This is a genomic window from Pseudomonas extremaustralis, assembly GCF_900102035.1.
GTDB classification, from domain to species: domain Bacteria; phylum Pseudomonadota; class Gammaproteobacteria; order Pseudomonadales; family Pseudomonadaceae; genus Aquipseudomonas; species Aquipseudomonas extremaustralis.
This window is the reverse complement of the sequence record NZ_LT629689.1, coordinates 717453-739131: the sequence shown is the minus strand read 5'-3', so window position 1 is coordinate 739131 and position 21679 is coordinate 717453. Positions and strand designations below refer to the sequence as shown.

Here is a 21679-nt window from a genome sequence, read left to right as displayed (position 1 = left end):
AGACAATATTTTTCACATTCAAAACCTTCCGCCATTATTTTAGATTTGGCACTTTTGGCCGCATCTAAATAACTAACTACTTGCTCAGCACAGGGCAATCGAATCAAATTATTATAATACCCTCCTCCACCACCAACGACATTAGCTACCAACTCAACACTTAACCCAGATATAGACACATCAATATCGCACCGTTCACCTGCGGATAATACCGCATTCGAAACTATCAAAAGACAAACCCCACAAAAGCAGGAAGTAACCGTTAACGTACACAATCATTAATTACCCTCCAGACCGATACATTTAAATAGCGCACCCAATAACCGCCCTTATCTTTTGAGCAGAAATCAAAATTAAACATTCAACATCAAATCCCCTTATGCCGCCGTAGCAATAGCCTGCCCAGCCGTTGGAGACCGCAGTTGGGGCGCCGTCGGATAGTCGGTCCAGTACAACATGCAAACGAACAAATGGCCACGTAACTTTTACATTAGACAACTTCCAACTTTTACCCTCACTCTAAGTATTGTATGTATAGCCCCCACTGCATGTATAAAAACAAGCCAGCCAAGTATCCGTCGTCGAGACGTAGAAATCTATTTAGCCTTGCTTTTTTCAAATACAGACAAATACCTCAAAGCAGCTTCATATGATAAATACTTCTGAGCTTCTAAATTAAAAACAAGAGCAGCTGTAACACACCCGTCTTTCATAACCCACTCATCTGGCGTGGATTTTTCAAGGGCTTCTGAGATTTTCATGAGAGCATCACCACCGAGCCCTGCCACACAGCTTCCATATATTCGGCCAAACAGCATTTCGGCATTTTCATTATTCTCAATCAATGACTCATAAGTTAATGAACTCAACAGAATTTCGGTTTTTTGATAAAACGCGTCGCTCAGGGAAATTTTATCCGCAGCGGCCACAACCTCTTCCTTCAGCAGAATAAATTTCTTGCCCTTAAATACCCAGACGAGATTTCTATCATAGCAAATACTACTTGAGGGACCGCAAAAGCGATATCGTATTGAAATATTGTGATCGGCAACTGATACCCCTTGAAAAATATCTAGCCCGCCCTCATTGGAAATTTTTTTAGGGATTAGTTTTTCATTATGTAGAATCTCGTCACCCTTTGAAACAACTCTTAACGTGTAGAACGGGCCACCATTATCAAGCAATTTAATTTCATCTAATTCCCCATCCCGCGTGACATCTTGATACATCACTAAAAAATCAGATGCATCGGCTCGGCCAACAGTTGCGACAAGAAAAAATAGCAAAACTGCTTTACCAAAATATCTTTTCATCTTCCTAAATCTTCCTGAATCGCAAGTTTCTATTTCTATAGCATATATTCTTTTAAAAGTAACCGCTCCATGAACTCCACATTCCAAGCCGCAATTTGATGTTCGATGCTGTGCTCCCGATCTCTTTCTGGAGCCAGCCCCTCATGATGCGACCCGACGCCAAAGTCGAAAAAGTCTATCTCTACCCCAAGCCCGTGGACTTTCGAAAATCCATTGACGGCTCGGCCGCTCTGGTTGAGTTGGGTATTAAAGTCGCGGTGTTCGATCCCGTGCTTTTCGTTTTCCTGAATCGCCCACGTAATCGCGTGAAAATCCTCTACTGGGAGCGCAACGGCTTTTGCCTTTGGCTCAAACGCCTCGAATCCGAACGGTTCAAAACATCGCCCGATGAAAGTGACGAAGCCATTGTGTTGAGCGTTCAGGAGCTGAACTGGCTGCTCGACGGCTTTGACCTCTGGCGCAATCGTCCGCATCAGGTTTTAACGCCTCGCTTCGTGGCCTGAGCCGGTATAATCCGGGCCATGATTTCCCGGCCCGATGACCTCCCAGATGATCCTGTTTTGCTCAAGAAGTTGCTGCTTGAGGCGCTGGCTCGTCAGGCAAAAACAGCCGAAGTGTTGCAAGCGCATGAAGGCCATATCGTCGACCTGAAAGAGCAGATCAAGCTGCTGCGCGACCGTTTGTTCGGGCGCAAATCCGAACAAACCGCCGAACCCAACACCCCGCAACTGGCCCTGTTCAACGAGCCGGAAAGCGACCCGATGTTGGCGGTCCAGGACGCGGAAGAAGAAGTGGTGGCGCCCACTGCGCGCCGTGGCAAGCGCAAGCCGTTGTCGGCAGACCTGCCGCGTATCGAGGTCATTCATGAGCTGCCCGAGCACGAACTGACCTACGCCTGCGGTTGCCGCACGCCTCATCGGTCGAAGACTACGAAGCCTTACTGCCGTGGAACTGCTCGCCAGAGATGCCACGGTAAGCCGTTGCCCCGTCTTGCGGTAGGTGGGGTTCATGGATCGCATACGTGCGTTCTGCCCCCCCAATTAATCACTTTGCGTACACCTTCATTCATTTGTTTCACATGCATAAGTATGCATTGCACAAAGGAGTGGTAAAAAAAATAGCACTCGTAAAAAGCTTAAAAAGACATTCATTCGGTGCACTTTCCAGGCTGAACTCAGGTCAATCATGAAAACCTTCTCATCATCAACAACCATCCGCATTCTCGCATTGAATCCAACCACGAACCTCTTTTCCTTTTGAGGTTTTATATATGACTGACAACCAGCCCGCTTCAACTTCACTTTGTGAAACCACATCCCCTGCCAAGAGATACATACGAGTAACATCGGCTAAAACTGGTGAGTTATGTATCGCAGTTTTTTTGTTTATCACTAGGTTGACCGGAGCGCCTGCACGCCATTTTTTATAGGCTTCAGATTTTAGTGATCTTAAAATTGATATTTTATTTTTATACGGAAATATATATAGCAATTCCTTGTAGTCCTCATCAAAAATATCTCCACCCTTGCCAAAATAAGTCGATAGCTGCTCATTTCGCGTAAAGTCATCGCCATCTTTTTTGTAAACATTAATAGTATAATACCTACCGGAGTAGTTGACGCCAGTATCAGATCTTATTTCAACGCTATGAATGACAAAAAGCCCCTCCACTGTCCCATTATCAGTTCTATAAAGAAATGCATCCTCAATTTTCCCCGTGTCGGCCAAATAGGGCAGTTGACCAATTAATGTCTTGGTACCATCGGAACATCTGAAAAAAATCACATCAATTCCAATTTCGTGAGAATGACTTGTATTGCTCGATTCTTTTCCTATAGAGACAAAGTCAAATACTATTGCCGCCCCATCAAGTGGGATAGCTTTAAATGCCGCGACCTGGGGGGTATCACAAGCAAAAACATTGCAGGTGATAAAAATTGAAATCGTCAAAAAAACAATCTTTAGAGTTCTCATATCTACTCCGAACAGCCACCCAATTCAGATTTAAAAATAGACGAGACATCCTTAGTAAATGCTGCTCGCTCTTCAAGCGCCTTCAAGCCTGTATTAATTTTTGCAGTAACTGCCCTTACTTTTGCATCCATTGACATTTTATCGCTATCAGCTATATATCCAATGGAGTTGATTCTCCAATACCACAAACCAGTTTCAATCATCACTCCGATATCGCTCTCAACCAACATTGGATTTGCGTCAATATCGACTCCAATGTCAAGAGCGCAAGCCCGATAGTTTGAGTAGTGAGTCAAATGAAGCAAGCCGCGTCCTCTGTAATCATTGTTCGGATGTAGAGAGCTTCCGAAACTATGCTTCCCATAACCCACATCGTTAGCAATCAAATTTCTATCGATGTATAAGATTTTTTCTGCCCGCGTAAGATTCATACCTAGCCGGGCAAACCCGTTATCAATTGCGGAAGGCGCCATTCGGTATAAACTTTCGGCTGTGTAACTTCTCCGGCTATAGATCAGGCTTTCTCTGAAAGCAGTGAATCTCTGCGTTTCATGCTTCCCCTGACCAAGCAAATGAACTATCTGTGAACATGTATCTACACCATACTTAGGAAAAAGCTCATTAGCCCTTAAAACAAATTCGCTAAGAAATGTATCGGCAATGCCACTGATCGCGACTTTCTTCATCACCTCTACTGTTAGTGCGATATTTTTACCGCATGCTTTGCAGATTAACGATCTGGGTATAGTCGACATTGCGCAAATAAAAATAACAGGGTTAAAACTCCAGATTATCTCCGATCCAACGTCAATACTTTTCCACCAAGCAAGATGTTCAATCCGTTTTTTCTCAGATAACCAAATCGCATTTGGCTGCTCTGGCGTATGCCCCATCAACTCATCCAGTGCATTCCATTTTTCTGCGCTATAGAACCATTCACTTTCACACTTAATCACTAGCTGCGAAATAGGCTGCGAAAACCAAGGTTTGGCCAAAGCCCCCCGAATCTCCGCCAGCGTCAGTTTTTCATTCTTATCGGTATCAACGATGCTATACAACCGCTCCTTCAGCGGCCCGCTGGTAGAAGCGTTAGCCTTGGGCAGAAATGTCTCTTTTTCAGAGTCTTCAAGTTGATTGAGGTCGTGAAGATAAGCGGCCAGGTTCTCTTCGTTACTCACACGTTCTTCAATAAAGTCGAAACCTTCCCATTCAAAAGGCGAATGGCGCGATAACACTGTATCCGGCTCTGCAAACCAACCGTCAATCCCATTTCCGTCCGAGTCCCCTAACAGACCATCCAGACGCCACCAATATGTATAGGTAGTAACCCCGGCCATCACCACTGGCACCTTGATTTTCTTCTCAGCCGGCAATGCTTCCAAAACGCCCACTGGAATCATGAAGTCATACCCAACTTTTTTGGATGGGTCGCTCACCTTCGGAGGATTTTCGGCACACATGCCTTGCACATGGGTGATCAAAGGAGTGTCTTTAGGGATTTTTACCAGTGTCTTTTCGCTTACCGGCAGTCTGGTTGCGCTGGATTTGCTCAGTTGCGCAAATGCTTTCACGTCCTCACAACTGAACACCTCCAAATGCAGCAAGTTTTTAGGCGTGGAATCATCGAGATTCTGATACTTCCCCACGTGACCAATCACGCTACCCGCTTTGATGGGATAAGGCCGATCCAATAAATGAACGGTATCTTTCGCCGCCGGCTCATTCTTCGCATCCAGCAACCCTTCCCAGATATAGCCCAGGATGCCGTCGGAGGGGGTCAGTTCCGGAACGGGGTTGCCACTGACGATTTCCAGCAGCTTCTGATATTTACCCCGTGGTCCGTCATTGCCAATTTTCACTTCGGTTCCAATCGGCAAGATGGCGGTGGTGGTACTTTTTTGGTTTGCGGCTGCATGCACCGCCAAGCCTGTGCGAGGCGGGTTCATTTCGTCTTTGGCTTCGCTGCCAATGATGTAGGTGTCAGGTGTTGCACTGGCCGTCATTTCCCTTTTGAAGATCCAACCGGTTCCGGTAGGGACATTAGGGTCCGCAGGGGTAATGCTGACGACCTTGAGCCATCCATTTTCCTCTTCCCCCGTCTCCACGACGGTACCTCGGGGCAGCACGCTCAAGATTGTGGCGTAGCCTGGTTTTCCTCTCCGGTCTTGCCGGACCCTCAGGCCGAGTATTTTGTCATCGGCGGTGGCTTTGACCTGCCATGAACCCCCGCTCCAAAAGGGCGGCCGGGCGAGTTCCGGATTCGCGCGATACCCCTCCCAATCGAGCAAATGCATGTACAGGCTAAAAAACGTCAGGCCAGGCCCAGGTGCCGCAGCAGCAGGTTGCGCACCTGGCGCTGGCGCCGGGGCGGGAGGCGATGGCGCTTCAAGACGGTGTTTGATCAATACAAACCCGGTCGAGTAGACCGCTTGCGTCGAACCGTAGTCCGATTTTGGATAGACCTCGTCAATCCGATACGCCACTACTTCACCATCGGCGATGCATCGGACTTCCGTCAAATCCGCCACCAGCCCCGTGGCTTCATCGAAGTGAACGCCGCCGTGCCAGAGCCCATTAGCCCCCAGTGGGTAGTACCCATTCTTGGCTTTTGCCAATGCCGCGTAGTATTGCTGCGGGTCCGTCACCTCTGCGCCATCGACTTTCAACGGATATGCCCACTTTTCTACCTTGCTTGTTGTTGTCTCAGTCATTGCCCATTACCTGAAGTCTGATCCTTAGTGGCAGTGCGTGCCGTTGGTGTGTGTCAACCAGAAAAGTGGGCCTTGCGTTTAGGCTTACTTTTCGTTTTCTCACCCCCCGCATTCCCCAACGCCCGCGCCATCAAACTTCCCGCCTGATCCCTATCCGCCGCCCCCGGCAACATCGGCGATTTGATCCCGATCCCCGTCCCATTCCCCGGCGAACCGCCCGCATTCACCTTCACCTCCGGCCCCATCACTGCGATCCCACCCACATCCACCTTGATAAAACTGCCCCCGGCTTTCACCGTGAGTTCCATCTCGGCGTCGATGACGATCTTCTCGCCGGCCTTCAGGTGAATTTCGTTTCCCGCGCTCACCAACTGCGCCATGCCCACTTTCACGTGTTGGTTTTTTACGATGCTCAGATGGTCGTCCATGCGCACTTCCACCTTGCGGTCGGCGTGGGTGATGCGGTGTTCTTCGGCCTTGAGTTCGGTGTAGGTGTTCTGCTCTACGGTGTCGTGGCGTTCGTTGCCGACGCGGATCTTTTGGTCGTGCTCGATGTTTTCGTCCCAATCGCGCTGGGCGTGCAGGAAGATTTGTTCCGCGCCTTTTTTGTCTTCGATGCGCAGTTCGTTGAAGCCGCTGCCGCCCGGTGAGCTGAGGGTTTTGAATACGGTGCGGGTTTTGTTCGCCGGCAGTGGGTAGGGGGCGGGGTTTGTCTTGTGGTACAGGCAACCGCTGATCAGCGGTTGGTCGGGGTCGCCTTCGAGGAAGGTCACCAGCACTTCCATGCCCACGCGGGGGATGGCGATGCCGCCGTAGCGGGCGCCGGCCCAACTGCTGGAAACACGCAGCCAGCAACTGCTTTTGTCGTCGCCCCGTCCTTCGCGGTCCCAGTGGAATTGCACTTTGACGCGGCCGTGTTCGTCGCAGTGGATTTCTTCGCCTTCGGGGCCGGTGACCACGGCGCTTTGGCTGCCGAGGATGCGCGGTTTGGGATGGTTCAGCGGTGGGCGGTAGAACACGTCCCACGGCGTGGCGAGAAAACGGTTGCGGTAGCCCTGGTGGAAATCGTCCTTATTGTCGGTGGTGTCGCTGGTGATGGATTCTTCGAGGACTTGGGGCTGTTTGCCTTCGTGGGTGACGTGGGTCAGCAGCCACAGGTCGTTCCAGGCTTTACGTGGGTGATCGGAGAGTGGCAGGAAGTGGCCACTGGTCAGTGTGGTCTGGTCGCCCCAGCCTTCTGCCTGTTGATAGTCGGCACGGTGGCGCTCGACGGCGCGTTGGCTGAGGACGTTGCCACGGTCGCGTGTGAGAAAGCGGCCGGGGTAGTCGTAGTCTTCAAGGTCCGGGCCGGGGTCATCGCCGTGGGGTTTGTAGTCGGCTTCGAGTTGCAGTTTGGGCTTTTCAAAGTCGTAGTCGCGACGGGTCACGCGACCGGTGCGGGTGGCCAGGCGCACGCTGAAGCCTTTGATCACCGGTTCGTCGGCCACCAGGCCGCTGCCTTGGATGTAGGCGGTGGGTTGGCCGAGTCTGGGAAAGACGGTCTGGTCGTCGCCGAACACCAAGACGTGGCCGCGGGTGCTGTGCTGGAAGTGGTAGTGCACGCCTTCTTCTTCACACAGGCGCTGGATGAAATGCAGGTCTGTTTCGTCGTATTGCACGCAGTAATCGCGATCCGGGCACGGCTGGCCGAGGTGGAAGCGGTAGGCGTCGCCTTGGATGCCGTGCTCTTCGAGGATCAAGGCGATGATCTGCGGCGCCGACATCTGCTGATAAATACGTTGGTTGGTGCGGTGATGCAGGTATTGCAGGTGTGGCACCAGAGAGAGGCTGTAGCGACTCAGGCGCTTGCCGGCATCGCCTTGGGCGACACGGTAGACCTGGCCGTGTATGCCGTGGCCTTGTGGGTCGAAGGCCAGGAATGCCCGCTTGTGCAGGAGTTTTTCCAGGTCGATGTCGGCTTTTTCGCTGACCAGTTCGACGTCGAAGCGATAGGGTTGGCTGATGCCTTCGGTGCCGGTGAACGACAGCACTTGCAGGTCGCCGGTGAAGTTTTCGATGGTGAGGCTGAAGTGGGTTTCGTTGGATGAGTTGAACATGATGTGCTCCCTCTACGTCCAGAATCGCAGGCGTTGCCGCAAAGTTGACGTGGCGCCCAGTGCGTCACGCAATTGAGTGGCAGTGGTTCGCTCCACCGCCTCGAAAGCCAATGCTGAGCGCAAGGCCGGCCAGCAGTGCTTGGGTAAATGCGCGGGCGCTCGCAGGTCGCGCTCCAGGCGCTCATCCCGGGCCTGGGTCGACGGCAGGCGGCGAAAGGGGTGCTTGCCGCCCGCCAACTCGTAGATCACGCAGGCCACGCCGTAGAGGTCGGCACTGGTCGCCAGCGGCTGACCTTCGAGCGTTTCCGGGGCGGCGTAGCCGGGGGTCCAGGCGTTGAAGCGATCACGGCTCAGTCGGGGCAGGCCACGCAGTACGCCTTCCTGCGCCTGGCCAAGACCGAAATCGAATACGCGCACGCCCTCCTCGCTGACCATCACGTTGCTTGGCTTCATGTCACCATGGGTGACGCCGCGCGCATGGGCGTACGCCAAGGCATCGAGCAACGGCAGCACGATCCCGCGCAGCTCGTTCCAGGGCAGGCCAAGTGGGCGTTCGCATAACAGCCTGTCCAGGGTCAGCCCGCGCATGAGTTCCATGGTGATAAAGGCGCGCTGGTACTCGGTGTCCACTTCAAAGCTGTGCAGGCGCACGACGTTGTCATGGCGCAGATGCCGGGTCAGGGCAAATTCGCTGTAGAGCAGCGCGCTGGCGTCAGGGCTTTCGGAAAATGCTTCGCTGAGGAATTTCAGCGCGATATAGGGGTCGGGAGCGCCAAACTGCTCGATCAACAGGTCCCGTGCGCGGTAAACCACGCCCATGCCACCGGCACCCAACAGGCGTTCGATGCGGTAACGACCGGCGAGCAGCTCGGGCAATGCTTCCAAGCCAGCCTTGGTCGGGGCCGACGCGGCAACGGCCGTGCGCGGTTTTGCGTTGAGGGACTGGACGAACGCAAAGTAGGTCAGTTTCTCGTCCTGCTCTTCGTTCATCCGCAGGTCATCGACAGATGGCGCATCGTTGGTCATTGTCGGATCACCACGGCCGTCAGGTTGTCCCGTGCCGAGCCGCGCAACGCAACATCGAATAGGCGCGCCAGCGCGACGTGCGGCGCAGACTGACTCAAGGCGCTGCCCAGCGCATCGCAGGTCAGGCCTTGATACAAACCATCGCTACACAGCAAAAACACATCGCTGGCGTGCACCTCGAGTTCCAGCACATCCAGGGTCAGTTGCTCCGCCGCGCCCACTGCACGGGTCAATGCATGGGCGGACGGATGCGCCCTGGCCTGCTCGGCGCTGTAGTCCTGCTCGTCCATCAACTGCTGTTGAAACGAATGGTCCTTGGACAACTGGTACAAACGCTGCCCGCGCCACAAGTAGCAGCGGCTGTCACCGGCCCAGACACACGCCGCGCGCTTGCCTTCTACCAACAGCGCCACGACGGTACTGCCCATGATGCTGTCGGAGCGCCCGGCGACGACCGTCAACTCCTGGCCCAAGCGCCGATTGAGCCAGTGCAGGCACTGGCGAATACCGGTCAGACGCGCATCGAAGTCCGCCTGGACCGGCAACTCGGCGAGGCTGGCGACGATCAACTGGCTGGCGATATCGCCCCCCTGGTGACCGCCCATGCCATCCGCCACCACCCAAAGCCCCTGCCGGGGGCTGTCGAGGAAGGCATCTTCGTTACGTGAGCGCACCTTGCCGGCGTCCGTACGCGCCGCGCTGCGCCAACGGCTGGCCGATCGCATCAGAGCTGCACCGGCATGCGGAAGGTGCGCAACACGCCCATGTCGAACGGGTTAGGCGTGCGCTGGCTGGTCAGCAGATAGTTGGCGCGCAGGCCGCCCACATCGGCCTTGAGCACCAACACATCACGACCCGTCAGGTATTCGGTCTGCATCAGGTCGAACAGACGGAACAGCGACCAGGGGCCGGTGTTTTTTTCGATCCCTATGGGGCGGCCGACTGTCTTGTCGAGCACCAGGCTAGTACGACCGTCTTCAGCATCGGTCGGCCATTTGAATGACACTGGCACGATCGGGCCGTGGCGGTACTCGATGGTCTTGTCGCCAAACTTGAACTCGGAACGGCTGACCACCGGGTCCAGCGTGTACGGCTCCAGTTTGAACTGCACCTGCGGCTGCGCCGGGTTATCGGCGAAGAAGCTCTGGCGGATGACCTGGGCAGCGGCCATTTGCTCCAGGTACACCTTCGAGACCGGCAAGCTGCGGCCATCAACGCTGCGCATGCGGTAGTTGCCGGGATCGCCACTGACGAATGGACGCAGGTAGGTGTCGAAGAAGCGCTCAGCAATGCCCTGCGCCTTGAAAAACTCGCGGAAGTCGCTGATCGCCACCTCGCTGGCGCTGTGGGCGTTGAACGGGTAGCGCTGGCTGATTGCCTTGCGGTAGAAGCCGTACAACTCGCTCTGATAGCGCTGGTTGAGGTATTGATAGGCATCACCCAGCACCAGACGCCAGCTATCTTCCGCCAGCACACTGAACCACGCACTCACGGGGCGCGGCAAACGCCCGGCCGTATTGCGCAGGTTACTCAGGGCATCACGCTGGCCGCCCATGCGCGTCTTGGCCATTTCAAACGCGGCCTGTTCCGGTGCGCTGGCACGTGCCAGGCTGGCCATCTGCAATTGCAGGTCATTGAGCGCAGTCAACGCCGGGGTCAGGTCGGCTGCCGGACCGTTTTCACCATCGAGTAAACGGTGCAATGGCTCGAAGCGTCGTTGCAGGGATTTTTTCGCCGTGTCCGGCAAGTTTTTCGCCAGTGCGCCGGCAGCTTTATCCGCCACCGCCGCAGCGAGCTTACCGGCCTTGCCGCCCTTCTCCACCAGCTTGCCCGCAGCGTCGGCAGCAGCGTCGGCATCGTCAGCCAGCACCGGGAAACGCGTGTTTTCACGGACCTCGACCAACAACTGCAGAATCGGCGAGTTGGCGGACGTCAACCCCGCCAGTTGTTCGGCGGCTTCACCGAAGTCGTTGATCGGCAGCAACGCCACGCGGCCCACTGCCTCGCTCCAGTGGTTGGCGTAATCACGGAAGTACAGCTGCTCCAGCTCGACCATCAGGCGACGCAGGTCCATGCCGCTGATGCCCGAGCCTTCGCCCAGCACCCAGTTGTCCCGCAGGATGTCGGTGACCAGCAGGGAGCCGCGCACCGAGAAATACTGCTGGTAGCCTTGCTGGGTATAGAACCCCGGGATCACATAATCGGTGCCGACAAACAGCGCGCCCTGGGGCCCCAGGTGTTGGCTCAGACGGTACTCAGGCACATTGCGCGCCTGCTCACGCAGCATGCGATACACCACGGTGGCCAACGACTCACCGCGCAGCACCTGGCGAGCCTGGGCCACCAAAGAGTCGTCGATCGGATGGAGAAACGGCAGCTCGAGCAAACGCTCGAAGTGCGCGTTCAGGTCATTCTGCACCGCTGTGTTGCCGGTATAGCGTCGGGACCACTCGGCCGCGACCCATTCCTTAAGCCAGGGCACGTCGCGACGGTCCTTCATGTTCAGCATCAGGTAGGCGCGCAGGCTGTTAAGGAGGCGATCGCGGTCCTTCATACTGGCGCGGATCTGCCCTTCCAGCAGCGTGGCCACCCGTGGCAACAGTTGCGTGCGCAGCTCGCGCTCATAGGCCTGTTCGACCACCGGGTTGACGGTCTTGCCCAGGTACAGGCCCGTGCGTTCCTGATAGCCCACATCGCCTTTTTTCGGGAAGACCTGGGTGGCGGCATAGCTGCTGTCGAGGGTCTTGAGCGCGGCCATCGCATCATCGCGCGCGGCCAGCGCCGAGCGTTGCTGCGTCCAGTTCTGCGCCAGGTTGCGCAGGTTCTCCAGCCGCTCATAGTTGGCGGAAAAACCACTGGCCCAGAGCACGCCGAACAGTCCCAGGGCAGCCAGCGCCCCCATGTAAAGGGCGCGTTGGCCCCAATGGATACGGCTGCGCTCGCGCTGGTCCAGGCCTGCCAGATCGGCCTCGGGGAAAATCACCCGACTGAGCAGGTGATGAATGAAGCGCGAACGGCCACGGTGCAGGGTCGCTGGCGCACCGTCGGTCGTGCCCGGTTTTGAACCCGCGGCGGGTTGCTCCTTGTTTTCGACCAGGTGCATCGCACTGGTCAGGTAGAAACCACGCAGTTGCGTGACAAGCTGGTAGCGATCAGCGCTGAATGCTATTCCAACGAACACGCACAGGTTCTGCCCAATCTGTTCCAACTGATGGGGGAAATCGAGGATACGACCACGGTGCTGCGTGTTGCGCTCCTGGTGCATGCGCATGATCACTTGGCTGTTGAGGCGGTGCAGCAACGCTTCGAACTCGGCGCGCAATGCAGTCACGTCGGTGCCGCTCTGCTCTTTGCCGAAGCTGGCGCCGAGGACCTGATCGCTTTCTTCACGGGTCAGTTGGTCGAAGAACTCTTCGAAGCCCAGCAGGCGATCGGCCTTGCTCAGCACCAGGTAAACCGGCACATCCACATGCAGTTTCTGGTGCACCTCCAACAGTCGCGCACGGGTCTGTTGGGCAAGTAGTTTCACTTGCTCTCCGCTGCTATCGAGGAAGTCTTCCACCGGGATGGTCACCAGCACCCCGTTGAGTGGACGGCTGCGCCGGCGTTTGCGCAGCAGCTGCAGCAAGGTGTTCCAGGCGCCGCCGTCAATACCGATGTCCGCCTGGCTGAAGTAGCGGCCGCTGGTATCGACCAGCACGGCGTGATCCGCGAAATACCAGTCGCAATGCCGGGTACCCTGGGTATCGCGAGTGGTTTTGTGATCGATCTTGTTGATCGGGAATTCCAACCCGGAGAAATCCAACAGGCTGGTTTTGCCACTGTCCTCCGGGCCGATCACCAGGTACCAGGGCAAATCGCCGCGCCAGCGTTCGCTGCGGCCACGGTAGCGGCTCGAGGTTTTCAGGGTGTGGAGGGCGTCCTTGAAACGCGCCTTCAATTCCCTTTGCTGCTCGTCCATCTTCGCTTCACGGACCAGACGCGCCTGACCGTCCTGGCTGTCCTCGACGGCTTTTTTCCGTATGCCGGCGCGCCAATTGACGAACACCATCGTCAGGCCCCAGATCAGGAACAGCACGCTGATGGTCAGCAAGCGCGCCGTCGCGGCTTCCCAGAATTTGTAGTCATCCACCGCCAGCAATGGCCCGGCAAACCACACCAGCAGCGCGACGGACAGCACCAGCAGCAAGGTCCAGACCCAGGTCTTGCGCAGGAATGCGCCGAGTTTCTTGAATAGCTCTTTCATCACACGTCCCTGTTTACGGCTGTGACTGCGGCACGACCGCAGCGGGGTCAATGGGCTGGTAAGGTTGCAACACGGTGTCGCGCTGTTCGTTCAGCACCCAGGCAAAGCCGGAATACATCACCACCAGGCAGACCACGGTGAACAGCGCCACCATCCACGCAGGCACGATGCGCACCAGGTTGCGACGCTGCTCATTCAAGCCTTCCCAATGCGGCGACAGCTCCCGTGGCACATCCCCACGCACGTGGCGGATCTGGCGATACAAGGCGTCGCGGATGCCTTCCAGTTCCAGCATCCCGCGTGGTTGCACGCGATACTTGCCCTCAAAACCCAGGGCCAGGCACAGGTACATCAGCTCGAGCAGGGACAAGTACTTGACCGGATCTTTCAACAGCACATCCAGCATCCGGAAGAACTTCTCGCCGCCAAAGGTCTCGTTGTGGAAGCTGCTGAGCAGGCTCATCTGCGACCACTCGCTTTCACCGCCCCACGTCGTGGTGACCACTGCTTCGTCGAGCACCGAGCACAACACGTAGCGCGCCGACGAGATCTGGCCGTTTTCAGCGCCATTGCCCGAGGCGACCACGCCGAAGTTATTCAGCTCGGTCGTCAGCCGTGCTTTGAGCGCATGCAAGTCTTCACGGGTTTCGCCGCGCTTGAGCCGCACCACCTCCGACAGCAATTTGCCGGCGGCGGCCACCAGCGCATTGAGGCTGATGTTGAAGGCTTCGGCCGGTGGCGATTGCGCGGCGTAAATCATGCGCGCCCCCAACTGCTCCAAACGCGGCGGTGCCGCAAAGTCGGTGAGCGGTCGCGAGTCCGGACCTTGGCCCTGGTGGTCGAGCAGGACTGTCTTATCGTCCTGATGGTGTTCCATGTCCTTGATCATGTCGGTCAGTTCCTGATGGCCCAGAAATTCAGCTCGATCTCGGAGAATTCGCCGGAGACGTGGAACGCGAAGCCGCCGGAACGCTCCAGTTGTGCCAGGTCGTCAGAACTGAGTTCGAGAATGAAATAGGTTTTGTTGGCGTGAAACGCGATCTGGCGCGGCGCCACCGGCAAAGGTTTGATCTTGAAACCCGGCAGATGCAGGTTGACCAACTGGCGGATGCGCTCCACCGGGGCGACCTTCAAGTGCGCCGGCAGGCGCTGGCGCAGTTCCTCGCTATCGCAATTGGCGCTGACGGCCAGCACGAACGAGGCCGAGCCCAGCAGTTTGTGGTCGTGTAACGGCGACACGATGATGCCGTACTGGCGCGCCTGCAGGATCAGCTCGATCGCATGCTGCTCCAGCACCATCGACAACACCTGCCGGATAGCCTCCATCAGTTTGCGAAAGCTCGCGCCTTGGTCGCTGTGTTGGTATCGGCTCTCCAGGCGCGGGCGCTTGGTGTCGCTGGAAAAGGTCGCCAGGTCACCGAGCAGGGTCAGCAATTCACGGTACAAGGCTTCGGGGTGCACCTGTTCCAAGTCCAGGTAGTGCCGCAGCAGAAGTTCGGTGCGGTTGATCAGTTGCAGCATCATGAAGTCGCCCACTTCCGCACCACCGACCTTGCCGTTGGAGCGAATCCGCTCGGCGATGGACTCGCCGCGATTCCCCAACAGGGTGATCACCTCTTTGAGGCACGACAGCAGGTAGCTGGAGGCATGGGTCTGAATGTAGGTCGGCACGTAGTCGGGATCGAGGCTAATGGCCCCGTCGGGGGTGGTGTCGAGCACCTCGCAGATCTTCAGCTTCACATAGGCCTGGTCGGTCTGCTGCTCGCCCAGCAGCATCTTGAAATCAGGCCGGGCGCAACTGACTTGGCTGGAGCAATCATCACCGGCGTTGGAGTCGGCCACCTCGGCGTCGTAGGCGATGTAGCGCGCCAATACGTCGGATTGCTCCATGCGCCGCGCCTCGATGTGGTTGCCCGTGACCAGCGGCAATGCCAGGTAGATTGGCGTATGGCCGGTGTTCGGCGGCACATCCAGAGCCAGCGGTTCGGTGTTGCCACCCAACTCGAACAGGCTGCCGTCGGGCAGGATCCCCGCAGCCTGACTGATGACCAGCTTGCCCATTTTGAGGTACTGCAAGTCGATTTCCAGGCGGAGAAAGCCCCAGCTGTAGCCGCCCAGCAATTGGGTGCGCTTCTTCATCTGGTGGTCGTAGTAGCGATCGTTATGCTGGAAGTGCTGCGGGCGTAGCAGCATGCCTTCCTGCCAAATGACTTTGTGGGTGTTCATGGTCAGTCATCCGCCTTGGCGAGGGTTGAATGGGTATTGCGGATGCCGTTCTGGTCCAGGGTCAGATCAACGTCGGTCGTGCCGAGCGGGGTCACTTGCAGGGTGTAGCGCCACCGGGTGTCCGACAGATCCCGGTAAGCCGCGAGCACGCCCACATAGCGACTGCCCTCCTCCACGCTGAGCTTGAGCTCCACGGTTTCCCCTGGACGCAGCTCCATTTCTTCGCTGGCGACCATGTCCGGTGCCAGCGCTTCCCTGGCACGTTCATAGAGGCTGAAAAAGTCCGCGTTCTCGAACGACACCGGATGCTTGAGTTCGAACAGGCGCACGACAATCGGCGACGGTCGCCCGTTGAGGTCCGGGTTCAACCGGTCGCTGGCAGTCAGCTTCAGGTTCAGTTTGGTGACATGGGAATACGGAGACAGCGACGCGCACCCCGCCATCAGCACCAGCGCGGCCAGCGCGACCAGCGTCTTGAAAAAAACTGTCGATCGGCAAGACATGGGCTTCATCCTTGGAGGTCAATGTTGAGGGTGGAAATCAGGCGGATCTGTTCTTCGTAGGCCTGGGCGAAATCCCGCGCCAGCAGGCGCTCGCTCCAGTCATCGTCCTGACGCAGCGCCTGGTGATAGCGCCCGTAGGCTCTCCAGCGACTGCCGGAGGTGGCGAGCAAGGGTTTGTTATCGCGCTCGAAGCGCAAGGTCAGTTGTTGCGGTGAAAAATGCTCCAGGGTGGCGCGAATCGCGGCACGGCTGGCGGTCAGCAACGCCACTTGATGGGCTTGCAGGTCACGGAAGGCACGGGAGACCGCCTGCTCGGCCGGCATCTGGCCCGGCTTGCTGGGCTGCAACAAGATATCCAGGGCCTCGCCGGCATCGATGGCGAATTTCAGCGGGTTCTTTTGCGGGCCTTGTACAAGGGTCTGGGCCAAACGCAGCTCGTTTTTCAGTTCGCTGCGAGTGCGCAGGCTCTGCTGCAGGCCGCCGATGCTCTGCTTGAGCAAACGCGCAGCCTGCACGGCCAACACCTCTCTGGCATCGTGGTCCAGTTTTTCGAGGTCGACGCCGAGGGCCGCACCAAACCGCTCCCAGAAACCATCGGCCTGGCGCTCGACGACTTTCGGTGCCACGGGTTCAGGGGCGACCGGGGCCTCCACCAGTTCCGGCACCAACAAGCTTTCCATATCGATGCGTGCATAGTCGGCGCGCTGGGGAGCGTCCTGAATGAGGGGGCGGGATGAGATCAGCTCATCAAGCTCCGAATGCACGCACTCTTGCTGAGCCAGGGCTTTGAGCGGGTCCAGGAACGCATCGTCAGGAATAAGACTGCCGGCGGCTTGTGGACGTCCGACGTCCACATCGAATACAGCCGGATCACGGATCAACCGGGCACGCATTTCAAAGTCACCCATGGCATACCGGCTGCCGTGTTCGATGCGTACCGCCTCACCCTTGCGCAGGCGCGCACCGTTGGCACCGGCGCGAATACCATTACTGCTGGTATCGGTGAGGTAAAAGGCGCCATCGCGATAACTGACCAGTGCGTGATGACTGGACAGATGACGCTTACGGTCGGGAATGATCCAATCGCAATCACTGCCCCGGCCAATCACACCGCCAGCCTGCTTGAAGGTCTTCTCGCGCAGTTCGAGGGGAACGAATTGATGGGTGCCAAGCACTTCTAAAACCAACTCCATGGGGAATACTCCTTCGTTCACTTGCCGCGATTGATCGCCTGCGGATCACCCAGGGGGCGGTAGGCCGCGTCGTTGAATTTATAGTTACCGCCGCAACCACCCAGGCCGCATAGAACAGCGAGGGTCAGCAGCACGGCTTGCCAGTGACGAATAGACATCAGGGGGTCTCCAGGGAACAGCGAAGGGCACCGACCTCTTGGGTGGCACGGTTAACGGAAAATGCATGGAAAGCGAACGGTTCAGGCCTGGCCATCGGTCCCCTCCACGTTGATATTCAGGCGGCCCAGGCGGTAGAGAAAGGTGCGGCGCGGCAGGCCAAGTTCACGGGCGGCGTTGGTCCGGTTACCGGCATGCTTGCGCAGGCAATCCAGCATCAAGCTGCGCTCGACTTGATCAAGCCGTTCGCGCAGGTTCAGGCTGCAGCCTCCCGGCACGGCACCCACGCACAAGGAGAAATGCTCAACCTGTAATTCGCTGCCCTCGCACAGCAGCAGCGCCCGCTCGACTAAGCCTTTAAGCTCGCGCACGTTGCCGGGAAAGGTGTAGTTGGACAGATGATCGAGGGCGTCGCTGGCCCAACTCACTTCGTCGCGCTGCAAAAAGGCGCAAGCCCTGTCGGCGAAGTGGCGCGCCAGGAGCAGGATGTCTCCTTCGCGCTCACGCAGGGGGGACAACTCGATGGGGAATTGCGCCAGGCGGTAGTACAGGTCTTCACGAAACTGCCCGGCGCGGACCAGGGCCGAAAGATCCCTGTGGGTGGCGGCAAGGATGCGCACGTCGACTTTGTGGGTGTCGTTGGAGCCCAGCGGGCGAATCTCACCTTCCTGCAACACCCGCAAAAGCTTGGCTTGCAGCGACAGCGGCATGTCGCCCACTTCATCCAGCAACAGCGTGCCACCGTCGGCCGCGTCGAACAGCCCGACCCGGTCGCGGTCGGCGCCGGTAAACGCACCTTTGCGATAGCCAAACAACTCGCTTTCCAGCAGGTTTTCCGGCAGTGCCGCGCAGTTCTGCACGATGAATCCCTTGGAACGACGCGGACCACAATCATGAATGGCCCGGGCCACCAGTTCCTTACCGGTGCCGGTCTCCCCACGCAGCAATACGGTACAGGGGCTGTGCAAGACCTTGCTGATCAGCGAGTAGACTTGGCGCATGGCCGCGCTTCTACCGATCAGGCCATAGTCACTGGCGCTCGGTGGGCTGACCGGCAACGCCGGCTGATCCGTGCTGAGCCGGCGCAAACGCCGCAGCAAATGCAACTGGTCGACGACGAACGAGCCGAGCAGGCCAAATGAGCTCGCAAACCCCAGCAGATCGAGCTGTCGGGGGCTCGCGCAAAGCAGTAAGCCTTCTACCGCTTCCCGTTGATTGATCAAGGGCACGCACAGCAGCGATTCCCATGGTTCCACCTGACTCGGCAGGAAACTGGTCTCATGAAGGCTGGCACTCAACCCACAGAGGCCAATCACGCGGTTCTGGCACAGCGCGAATTGCAGCAGTTGCTCGGCGTTGTAGTCCGCTGGCAGGCTTCCCACTTTACGGGGTTGCAGGTTGCCGTTCAGGCACTCGGCATTCATCCCCAGGCGGGTATGGGTGGCGTCCAGCAGATACACCTGCGCCAGCTCGCAGGCGCTGAGCTCGGCCAGACCACGCACGAAAGCCTCCAACAGCGCCGCGCCGTCCGTGGCCCGGGACAGGCTGGCGAACTGGGCCAACAGGGCTTCGGCATACGTCAACGGTTGCGGCACGCAAGCAAACATCACGCCCACCTCATGTGAATTCGCACGTGACACAGGCGTTGTCGTCCAGCGTGGCGTGAACACGCTTGAGGCTTTCGCCCGTGGCCATTGCGTCCAGCAAGCGGTCGGCAACCAGCGGTAGCACATGCAAATCGAGGAGGTGATCGATAAGTCGCGCCCCGCTGTCGCTCTGGGTGCAACGTTGCGCCAGGTGATCGACGAGGTTCTGGCAGTAGGTGAACGCCAATTGGCGACGGTTCAAGCGCTCGCCAAGACGATCGAGTTTGATCTCGATCAGTTCGCGCAATACCGGGCCGCCGACCGGGTAATAGGGCACCACGCGCATACGTGCCAGCAATGCCGGCTTGAAGTGCTTACTGAGCACGGGACGGATGGTTTCTTCGAGGACTTCGGCGCTTGGCCGCTCTCCTTTTGCCCAAAGGGCACCGATACGGTCGCTGCCCAGGTTGGAGGTCATCAGGATCAGCGTGTTGCGAAAATCGATTTCGCGCCCTTCGCCGTCGTTGACCACGCCTTTGTCAAAGATTTGGTAAAACAGATTGAGCACGTCCGGGTCGGCTTTTTCGACTTCATCCAGCAGCACCACGGAATAGGGCTTCTGCCGGACCGCTTCGGTGAGCATGCCGCCCTCGCCATATCCCACATAACCCGGCGGCGCGCCGATCAGGCGCGATACGGTGTGCTTTTCCTGGAATTCCGACATGTTGATGGTGGTGATAAAACGCTCACCGCCATACAGCAGATCGGCCAGCACGAGGGCGGTTTCGGTCTTGCCGACACCGCTGGGGCCCACCAGCAGGAAGACACCCACCGGTGCATCCGGCTTGTTCAAGCCGGCGGCAGTGGCACGCATCGAACGGTCCAGCGCGTGCACCGCCTGTTCCTGGCCGCGAATGCGCAGGCGCAGGTCGGTGGCGAAGCTGGCGACCTTGGCATTGTGCTCGCGGGCCAGTTGCGCCAGCGGCACGCCGGTCCAGGCGCTGACCACCTCGGCCACCAGGCGTGGGCAGACTTCAAAACTCACCAGCCGCTGCTGTGCTTGCAATGCCGTCAGCGCCCTGTGAGTGTCGTTCAGGGCGGATTCCAGGGACTCGACGGTGTCGATCTCGCGGCTTTCAGCACTCTCGGTTCCCGCCGTGGCGGTGGATTGGCGCGCGTCAGCCAGTTGCTGACGCAACGCCAGCAAACGTTCGGCCAACTCCTTCTGTTCAATCCAAAGGGATTCCAACACCGCGCTTTGCGCTTCGGCTTCTTCCAGGCGTGCCTCCAGCAGCGCCAATGCTTCGTGATCCACCGACAGGCCGGCCTCGGCATCACGACGCAAGGCCTGACGCTGACGGCCACCTTCGGCCAGCTCGCCACGCAGGCGCTCCAGGCTTTCCGGCACCGCAGCCAGGCTGATGCGCACGCGGGCACAGGCGGTGTCGAGCACATCAACGGCCTTGTCCGGCAACTGGCGCCCTGCCAGGTAGCGCGCCGACAGTTCGGCGGCCGCTACCACGGCGTCATCACGCAGGTAGATGCCGTGGCTTTTTTCATAGATCTGAGCCAGGCCACGCAGGATAGTCACCGCTTCACTGACGGTCGGTTCATGCAGTTGCACCGGCTGGAAACGCCGCGCCAGCGCCGGGTCTTTCTCGAAGTATTTCTTGTACTCCGCCCAGGTGGTGGCCGCGATGGTGCGCAACTCGCCACGGGCCAGCGCGGGCTTGAGCAGGTTGGCGGCATCGGAACCGCCCGCGTTGGCGCCTGCACCGATCAGCGTGTGCGCCTCGTCGATAAACAGAATGACGGGCTTGGGCGACGCCTTGACCTCATCGATCACGCCTTTAAGACGACGCTCGAACTCGCCTTTGACACTGGCCCCGGCCTGCAACAACCCCATGTCCAGGGACAACAACTCGACCCCTTTCAACACCTGCGTCACTTCACCAGCGACGATGCGCAATGCCAGGCCTTCGACGATTGCGGTTTTACCCACACCGGCTTCGCCGACCACAATGGGATTGTTCTTACGGCGTCGGGCGAGGATATCGACCATCTGCCGAATGGCGTCATCGCGACACAATACGGGGTCAAGCTTGCCGTCACGTGCCTGCTGGGTCAGGTTGTGGGTGAAGCGTTCAAGCAGCGATTCCCCCGGTGCGACGGCTTTGGCGGTAGTGCTTTTTTCCTGCTGGGACAGGGCGAATTCCTTCAACCGGTCGATATTCAACTTGGACAGCAGCGACTGGTAGCGACTGCCGGCGTAGCGCATCGGGTTACGCAACAGTGCGAGAATCAGCGCGGCCTGTTCGACCTGGGTCTGGCCCAACTCAAGGTTGGCCACCAACAAACCATCTTGCAGCCACTGCACCAATTCCGGGGCAAACACCGGGTTGCGCGAGGCGCTGTGCTCGACCCGCGATTGCAGGGCGGCGCTCAATTCGCCGGCATCTACGTCGGCATCCTGCAAGGCGCGCGCAAGCAGGCCCTGCGGACGCTCGAGCAAACCGAGCAGCAAGTCCTCCACGAGGACCTTGCTACCGCCGCGGCCAACACAACGCTCTGCCGAGCGCTCCAGGTCCCGACGGGTTTCGGCGTCCAGCGCCTGTATCAGTTGCTGCAGATCTACGTTGCTCATACGCT

The 21679-nt window shown here is 57.9% G+C and carries 15 protein-coding genes and 1 pseudogene; 2 read left to right on the top strand and 14 right to left on the bottom strand.

Features of this window, described 5'->3' with window-relative positions:
- Positions 1-596: 596 nt before the first annotated feature.
- Entirely contained in the window at positions 597-1313 is a 717-nt protein-coding gene (locus BLR63_RS03790; protein WP_010565794.1) for a hypothetical protein, read from the bottom strand.
- Positions 1314-1456: 143 nt separating this feature from the next.
- On the opposite strand from BLR63_RS03790, the gene tnpB reads away from it, so the two are divergent.
- Together tnpB and BLR63_RS03780 are read left to right on the top strand one after the other, a co-directional pair.
- A complete protein-coding gene (gene tnpB / locus BLR63_RS03785; protein WP_010565795.1) occupies positions 1457-1816 on the top strand; it encodes an IS66 family insertion sequence element accessory protein TnpB in 360 nt (119 codons plus the stop codon).
- Between the two features lie 18 nt (positions 1817-1834).
- Positions 1835-2221, top strand: a pseudogene (locus tag BLR63_RS03780) (transposase domain-containing protein); the annotation flags it as partial.
- 295 nt (positions 2222-2516) lie between these two features.
- On the opposite strand, the gene BLR63_RS31055 reads toward BLR63_RS03780, so the two are convergent.
- The 13 genes from BLR63_RS31055 to tssH all read right to left on the bottom strand — a co-directional run bounded on the left by BLR63_RS31055 (position 2517) and on the right by tssH (position 21674).
- Entirely contained in the window at positions 2517-3287 is a 771-nt protein-coding gene (locus BLR63_RS31055) for a hypothetical protein (RefSeq protein ID WP_130926059.1), read from the bottom strand.
- Between the two features lie 2 nt (positions 3288-3289).
- Positions 3290-5998, bottom strand: coding sequence for a glycoside hydrolase family 19 protein (locus tag BLR63_RS31730; protein ID WP_010565797.1), 2709 nt, complete (start codon positions 5996-5998; stop codon positions 3290-3292).
- Positions 5999-6051: 53 nt separating this feature from the next.
- Positions 6052-8094 carry a type VI secretion system Vgr family protein gene (locus tag BLR63_RS03770; RefSeq protein ID WP_010565798.1) on the bottom strand — a complete coding sequence of 681 codons (2043 nt, stop codon included), beginning with the start codon at positions 8092-8094 and terminating at the stop codon, positions 6052-6054.
- Positions 8095-8106: 12 nt separating this feature from the next.
- The gene (locus BLR63_RS03765) at positions 8107-9120 is read right to left on the bottom strand and encodes a serine/threonine-protein kinase (RefSeq protein WP_010565799.1); all 1014 of its coding nucleotides are present in this window, start codon (positions 9118-9120) and stop codon (positions 8107-8109) included.
- The gene (locus tag BLR63_RS03760) at positions 9117-9845 is read right to left on the bottom strand and encodes a PP2C family protein-serine/threonine phosphatase (protein WP_010565800.1); all 729 of its coding nucleotides are present in this window, start codon (positions 9843-9845) and stop codon (positions 9117-9119) included. Before BLR63_RS03760 ends, BLR63_RS03765 begins: the two co-directional genes overlap by 4 nt.
- A complete protein-coding gene (gene tssM, locus BLR63_RS03755; protein WP_010565801.1) occupies positions 9845-13366 on the bottom strand; it encodes a type VI secretion system membrane subunit TssM in 3522 nt (1173 codons plus the stop codon). The genes BLR63_RS03760 and tssM overlap by 1 nt, the downstream gene beginning before the upstream one ends.
- Positions 13367-13379: 13 nt before the next feature.
- Entirely contained in the window at positions 13380-14255 is an 876-nt protein-coding gene (gene icmH, locus BLR63_RS03750) for a type IVB secretion system protein IcmH/DotU (protein ID WP_010565802.1), read from the bottom strand.
- 5 nt (positions 14256-14260) lie between these two features.
- Positions 14261-15592 carry a type VI secretion system baseplate subunit TssK gene (tssK, locus tag BLR63_RS03745; protein WP_010565803.1) on the bottom strand — a complete coding sequence of 444 codons (1332 nt, stop codon included), beginning with the start codon at positions 15590-15592 and terminating at the stop codon, positions 14261-14263.
- Positions 15593-15594: 2 nt separating this feature from the next.
- Positions 15595-16095, bottom strand: a complete 501-nt coding sequence (gene tssJ, locus BLR63_RS03740; RefSeq protein WP_010565804.1) for a type VI secretion system lipoprotein TssJ — start codon at positions 16093-16095, stop codon at positions 15595-15597.
- Positions 16096-16100: 5 nt separating this feature from the next.
- Positions 16101-17288, bottom strand: a complete 1188-nt coding sequence (gene tagH, locus BLR63_RS03735) for a type VI secretion system-associated FHA domain protein TagH (protein ID WP_010565805.1) — start codon at positions 17286-17288, stop codon at positions 16101-16103.
- Positions 17289-17305: 17 nt separating this feature from the next.
- Positions 17306-17446, bottom strand: a complete 141-nt coding sequence (locus BLR63_RS03730; RefSeq protein ID WP_010565806.1) for a hypothetical protein — start codon at positions 17444-17446, stop codon at positions 17306-17308.
- Between the two features lie 81 nt (positions 17447-17527).
- Positions 17528-19051, bottom strand: a complete 1524-nt coding sequence (locus tag BLR63_RS03725) for a sigma-54 interaction domain-containing protein (protein WP_010565807.1) — start codon at positions 19049-19051, stop codon at positions 17528-17530.
- 10 nt (positions 19052-19061) lie between these two features.
- Entirely contained in the window at positions 19062-21674 is a 2613-nt protein-coding gene (gene tssH, locus BLR63_RS03720; protein WP_010565808.1) for a type VI secretion system ATPase TssH, read from the bottom strand.
- Positions 21675-21679: the final 5 nt, after the last annotated feature.